This is a genomic window from Mycobacterium gastri (assembly GCF_002102175.1).
GTDB classification, from domain to species: Bacteria; Actinomycetota; Actinomycetes; order Mycobacteriales; family Mycobacteriaceae; genus Mycobacterium; species Mycobacterium gastri.
The window spans coordinates 36883-43305 of record NZ_LQOX01000132.1 but is presented as its reverse complement, the minus strand read 5'-3'; the positions used below and the strand labels follow the sequence as shown (position 1 = coordinate 43305).

6 protein-coding genes are annotated in these 6423 nt (G+C 65.2%); 4 read left to right on the top strand and 2 right to left on the bottom strand.

All coding sequences use genetic code 11. From position 1 onward, the window contains the following. Positions 1-504 precede the first annotated feature (504 nt). Positions 505-2832 (top strand): arylsulfatase, encoded by a 2328-nt coding sequence (locus AWC07_RS22230; protein ID WP_036416476.1) that lies wholly within the window; start codon positions 505-507, stop codon positions 2830-2832. Between the two features lie 43 nt (positions 2833-2875). Beyond that, entirely contained in the window at positions 2876-3547 is a 672-nt protein-coding gene (locus tag AWC07_RS22225) for a GAP family protein (protein WP_036416482.1), read from the top strand. Positions 3548-3564: 17 nt separating this feature from the next. On the opposite strand, the gene AWC07_RS22220 is transcribed toward AWC07_RS22225, so the two are convergent. Beyond that, a complete protein-coding gene (locus AWC07_RS22220; RefSeq protein ID WP_244187664.1) occupies positions 3565-4416 on the bottom strand; it encodes a bile acid:sodium symporter family protein in 852 nt (283 codons plus the stop codon). Positions 4417-4512: 96 nt separating this feature from the next. Further along, positions 4513-4995 carry a hypothetical protein gene (locus AWC07_RS22215; protein WP_244187662.1) on the bottom strand — a complete coding sequence of 161 codons (483 nt, stop codon included), beginning with the start codon at positions 4993-4995 and terminating at the stop codon, positions 4513-4515. A gap of 187 nt (positions 4996-5182) precedes the next feature. Here AWC07_RS22215 and AWC07_RS22210 point away from each other — a divergent pair, with 187 nt between their 5' ends. Both AWC07_RS22210 and AWC07_RS22205 read left to right on the top strand, forming a co-directional pair. Further along, positions 5183-5551 carry a SpoIIAA family protein gene (locus tag AWC07_RS22210; protein ID WP_036416474.1) on the top strand — a complete coding sequence of 123 codons (369 nt, stop codon included), beginning with the start codon at positions 5183-5185 and terminating at the stop codon, positions 5549-5551. A gap of 97 nt (positions 5552-5648) precedes the next feature. Then, complete coding sequence (locus AWC07_RS22205; RefSeq protein WP_036416473.1) at positions 5649-6422, top strand: YqjF family protein; 774 nt, start codon at positions 5649-5651, stop codon at positions 6420-6422. Position 6423 lies beyond the last annotated feature (1 nt).

Sequence of the window (6423 nt, the reverse complement as noted above, 5' to 3'; positions counted from 1 at the left end):
CACATCCAGCGCCGTATCCAACCCGTCAAAGGCCGCCGTGATCGCCTCCCAATCCATGACACCTAACCTATCGGCGACCTCTGACAAAAACCGGCCTGAAAACAACTGCCGAACAACCGATTTCACATTTCGCTGGTAGCGAACAACAATCCGGGGCCCGCATCACCCCAACGCCATCCCGAGCCGCAGCCACCACACCGATCACAAGACGCAAAGTGCCCCAATCACATGGCCATGGATAGTTTCCCCCGGCTCCCACGGATTCGTACGTGGACCTCCCGATTCATACGGCCATCTTGATCAAAAGACGTTGGAACCATGGTCGTCCCGGCAGCATGGCTTGCGCAGCCGTCCCAATCAGGTCGTTGCCGCCTGTGCCGACGGCCTAGAGCCGTAAAACTTCCAGCCACTACGGTGTAGTGGCCCGGTGAGCGATGCGAAGCCGAACCCACCGGGACGGATCGGCATGAAGAAAGCTCCACCCCGTCGAGCAACGGAGGCATAGTGGTTGATCTTCCACGCGCCACTGAGCAGTTCAGCGGAGTCATCAACCCGTCAGCGGCCGATTCCACACCGGTCAAGCCGACGATCACCTATCCACCCGCCGGCGCTTCGAATGTCGTGGTCGTGTTGCTCGACGACGTCGGGTTCGGCGCCGCGTCCACGTTCGGCGGCCCGGTCCCGACGCCGACGCTCGAACGTATTGCCCGAGCCGGATTGCGCTACAACCAGTTTCATACCACCGCGCTGTGCTCACCGACCCGCGCCGCGTTGCTGACCGGACGCAACCACCACAGCGCCCACATGGGCACCATCTGCGAGATCGCCTACGGATTCCCCGGCTACGACAGCGTGCTGCCGCGGAGCACCGCGACCGTCGCACAGGTCCTGCAAATGAACGGCTACAGCACCGCGCTGTTCGGCAAGGCGCACTTCACCCCCACCTGGGAGACCGGTCCCGCCGGCCCGTTCGACCGCTGGCCCACCGGCCTCGGTTTCGAGCGCTTCTACGGTTTCCTGGGCGGCGACACGTCGCAGTACGAGCCGGCGCTTTACGACCAGACCACACCCGTCGAGCCGTATCTGGGGCGCGACGACTATCACCTCACCGAGGATCTCGCCGACAAGACGATCGAGTGGATCCGCAAGCAAAAGACGTCGGCGCCCGACAAGCCGTTTTTCGTGTACCTGGCGCCCGGGGCGACACACAGCCCGCACCAGGTCTGGCCGGAGTGGTCGGATCGGTTCGCCGGCCAGTTCGACAACGGCTGGGATGCGTTGCGGGAAAAGATATTCGCCCGCCAGATCGAGATGGGCGTCATCCCGCCCGGCACGCAGTTGACCCCTCGGCCCGAGCAGATACCGGCCTGGGCGGACTACGACGATCGATACAAGCCGGTGGCGCGGCGCCTGATGGAGGTCTACGCCGGGTTCCTGGCCCACGCCGACGCCCAGATCGGACGGGTCGTCGACGCCATCGATGAGTTGGGGCAATGGGACGACACGCTGTTCATCTATGTGTGCGGCGACAACGGCGCGTCGGCTGAGGGGACCCTGCACGGTGCCTGGAGCTCGCCGGCGTTTCAAAACGGGCTACCCGAAGACCCCGAATGGCTGCTTGCGCACCTGGCCGATTTCGGCACGGCGCGCTGCGAGAACCACTACAACGTCGGCTGGGCCTGGGCACTCGACGCGCCGTTCCAGTGGATGAAGCAGGTGGCATCCCATTTCGGCGGCACCCGCAACGGGCTCGCTGTGTCCTGGCCACGAGGCATTCGCGCAGCGGGGGAGCAGCGCAGCCAGTTTCACCACGTCATCGACATCGTCCCCACCATCCTGGAGGTCACCGGCATCGAGATGCCGGAGCGCGTCAACGGCATCGAGCAGAAACCGATCGAAGGCGTCAGCATGCGGTACTCGTTCGACGACGCCGCCGCCGAAAGCCACCGAACTACACAGTATTTCGAGATCTTCGGCAATCGCGCCGTCTACCACGAAGGTTGGATGGCGTCCTGCTTCCATGGGCGACTGCCCTGGATCCGCGCCCAGCGCAACATTGCGTTCGGCGAGGCCGAGCGCTGGGAGCTCTACCATCTCGCCGACGACTTCAGTCAGGGCGTCGATCTGGCCGATCAGTACCCGCACAAGCTCGCCGAGCTCCAGGCCGTTTTCGATGCCGAAGCCCGCAAGTACGACGTCTACCCGCTCAGCGATGCCACACTGGCGCGGGCGCTGCCCGTCAATCGGCCGAGCCTGCTCGGCGACCGCACCTCGATCACCTACTACCCGGGCCAGGTGCGCATCCCCGAACCGGCGACCCTGAGCTACACCAGCACGTCGTTCACACTTCGAGCGCATCTGCAGATCCCGCGCGGCGGCGCGCGGGGAGTGGTCATCTCCATCGGCGGGGCGATGGCCGGGTGGAGCCTTTGTTTGCAAGACGGCGTTCCCAACTTCGCCTACAACTATCTGGGCCACGAACTCACCACCCTGACAGCTCCCGCTTCGTTACCGGAAGGCCGAGTCACCCTTGGTCTTTCGTTCGATTACGACGGCGGGGGACTGGGCAAGGGGGCGTCGGTGACGCTAATCGTCGACGACGCCGCGGTGGCAACTGGCCGGTTGGAGCGCACCGTCCCGTTCCGGTTCTCGATGAGCGGCGAAACTCTGGACGTCGGCGTCGATACCGGATCTCCGGTCGCACCGTACGGGCATGACTTCCGGTTCACGGGCCGGATCGATCGCATCGACGCCACCGTCGACCCGCATCCGGCCGATCTCGCCGCCGCGATCGCCGAAGCCGAGATGCGCGCCGCACTGGGCTCGCAGTAGCCGAAACGGGACGCCGAATCGCTATCCTCAGCCGGTGACCGCCATGTGGAGCAGCCTTATCCCGCTGATTCTCGGCGGCGTCCTGGAACCCATCGAGATCGCGATCACGATCATGTTGCTGGGCACGCCATCGCATCTGCGGACGGCCGGCGCCTGGGTCGCCGGGCATATCGGCACCCGCCTACTGCAGGGCCTCATTTTCGGAAGCATCTTGCATTGGGGAGCCCGCAAGGCCGACACGAGTCATCCCCACCACTGGATTGTGTCGACGGTGCTGTTGGTGGTGGCCCTGCTGTTTGTGGTCACCGCCGCGCGCGAGCTGTTGAGCGACGACGATCCCGAGGCGCCGCCACCGAAGTGGATGAGCATGCTGATGTCGGCAACACCCACCAAGGCCTTCTTCATCGGGGCGGGTGTCATCACGGTCTCGGTCAAGGCGTGGGTGTTCACCCTGGCGGCGATCAGCGTGATCGGCGGGGCGGGGTTGCCGCGGGTCGCCAATATCGCCTCCTACATCGCCTTCGTGATGCTGGCCATGAGCGCTAATCTGCTGATCATCGCGATGGCTGCGTTATTCCCTACCCAGTCGCGCACCCTGCTGGACCGGATCCTGCGCTGGCTGCAGGCCAACAACCGGCCCATCATGGTGGTCGTCGGGACGGTTTTCGGAATCTGGTTCGGGTGGAAAGCCTTGCACGGCTTGGGAATTCTCTAACCGGGCAGGCCCGGAGGTCAGCCGGGCGGTGCGGCTTCCCGCTGGCGTATCCAGCGCGTGTAAATGATGCCGGCACCCACAGTGATCAGGCCATAAAGCGCAATCGCCCCGTGTTCGTCGGTGTCGGGAAAGTTCGCCGACGCGATGGTCAGCGCAGTTGCCGGGTGGCGGCAACTGCTGGCGAAAGCCACCACCGCCGAAAACTGGCGATCGGGCCCGCCCAGCACATGCCCGACGAGCAACGTGGCCGCGACGAATACCGCCAGGGCTACCAGGGTGGAACCGCTCATCAGCTTCCACATCCGCGGCGCCGCGGCGATCAACAGCACGATCATCGCCACCGGCAGCATCCAGCGCTGGGCGCTGTCGATGGGGGCCGCGATACGCTTGGCCGCCGTCGGCCAGCACGCCCCGATCGTCATTCCGGCGACGAGCGGCGCCAACACCGACACCAGCATCAGCTTGCCGATCGCCCACGGGCTGACCACGTACTGATGCCCGAATACGTTGCCCAGCAAGGTCGCAGCCACGGCGAGCACGGGAACGGCGAGCACGGCCAGCACGATGACCAGGCCCAGCCCGAACTGGACGTGGCCACCGGCCTTTTCCCCGCGGCGGGGCAACAATGGCGGCAACGGCGAGATCGCCAAGGTCACCAGCGCAATGGCGACCTCCGGCCGCAGGTCCATCACCTGGACCAGCAGCACCGCCACCCCGGGTGCAGCGACGAGAACGGAAAGTAGCGACCGCGCCAGCAGTCCCGGACGTTGCGTCAGGTAGCCCACGTCGGCGAACTGCGCGGTCAACCCGTAGCCCAGGATCACGACGAACAGGCTTATCTGGAAGGCGAGCTTCGCCGCTTCTGCCATTGTCACGACGCACAGCCTGCCATGGCGCCCGGTGCCGCCGGCGCGGCGGCGGAAAACCGGCGCTGCAACGCGGTCAGCTTGCCTGGCCCGAAGGGCTCAGGGGCTGGTGCCTTGGTTGATGATGAGCGGCGGTGGCGCTCCTTCATGGGGGTCGGCATGGGTCTTGTAGAACGGCGGCAGCGTGCCCGCGCCGGCCTCGAACGGGGTGAGGTACTCGGCGTCGAATGTCACCCGATACCACTGGATTCCGAGTGACGCCGAGATGTCCGGGTCGCTGCTGGTGGCATTGGCGATGTTGGTGACGCGTACGCATCTCACGTGCTCACGCATGCTCGACGTGAACGTCGCCAACCCGGTGGAGTCCCGGTCCGGTGCCGTCGCACCATAGATGGCACGCATCGGATCACCGAGGTATCCCCATGCGGTGATGTAGTCGTGGTTGTTGATTGCCGAGAAGTAGTCGACGATCACCTGTTGACCCTTGCCGGCAGGGACAGCGTCGGGTTGCCCATTGGCGCACCCCGGATCGGCCGTACCGCGTCCGGCGGGCGCCACCCCGACCCCGATCAACACTGCCACCGCCGTGACTAGCGAGCCCCCGCTCCGACACCGTGACATAGCCATACCGGCCAACATAGAGGGGACTTTGGCCTCTTATCCACGACTTGCGGCGAAGGCGATCATGGACGACGTCGCCAGCAAGAACTCGGGACCGTTCAGCTTGGTCACAGACCGTCACCTAGCTAGCGACCCTTGGGAGTAGGACATGATCGAATACGACTTGGACACCGAGCACTCGATCCTGCTGGTGCGGCCCAAATCCGCGCTCGACAGCGACGACTTCGACCAACTCGCGAAGACGGTGGATCCCCATATCGAGGCTACGGGCGACCTGGCCGGGCTGATCCTCGATGCTCCCGGGTTTCCCGGCTGGGACAGCTTCGGGGCGATGGTCACCCACTTCCGCTTCGTCCGGGATCACCACAAGCACGTGAAAAAGGTCGCGGTCGTCACCGACTCTCATCTCGGAGATGTCGCCGAGCATCTGACGTCACACTTCGTGGCGGCAACGGTTCGTCACTTTCCCGCCGGGCAGGCCGACGAAGCACGAAAATGGATTATCGACGGCTCCTAAACCGTCGGCTCGCGTTATTGAATCGACGGCGCCGGCCGTGCTTGGCGGGCTCTGGCGAATCCGTCCTACCGGCCGGCTCGCGTGTCACGATGGTCGGATGACCGGCACTCCTGTTCCGTCGTCGCAAGCGCCAGACGAGAATTCCGCGCTTGCGGGGTACCCGGTCACCGCCCCACCGCTGACCGGTCCGGTTATCTTCGACCAGCTCTGGACTGATTTGACGTTCGTGCATTGGCCGGTGGCACCGAACAGTGTCGCGCAGCTGTATCCACCCGGGACCAGACCGGACGTCTTCGCCGACGGGATGACCTATGTCGCGTTGGTCCCCTTTGCCATGACCGGCACCAAGCTCGGCACCGCGGTACCGCTGCCCTATTTCGGCAGCTTTCTGGAGACCAACATCCGGCTCTACTCGATCGATGACGCCGGTCGTCACGGCGTCCTCTTCCGGTCCCTGGAAACGGCGCGGCTGGCAGTCGTGCCGGTCACCCGGATCGGCCTCGGCGTCCCCTATACCTGGGCCAGGATGCGAATGACGCGCTGCGGCAACCGGATTACCTATGACAGTGTGCGCCGCTGGCCGCAGCGTGGGCTACGCAGCCGGCTGACCATCGAAGTCGGCGGCGTGGTCGAGCCCACGGCGCTGGAAATCTGGCTGACCGCCCGCTGGGGCGCCCACACTCGCCGGGGCGGCCGGACGTGGTGGGTGCCCAATGAGCATGAAACGTGGCCATTGCGCGCCGCGGAGGTCGTCGAATTGGATGACGAACTGCGCGACGCGAGCGGGGTCCGACCCGCCGGCCAGCGGTTACGCGCGCTGTATTCACCCGGTATGCGAACGCGTTTCGGCCGTCGCTGCCTCGTCGGGTGAG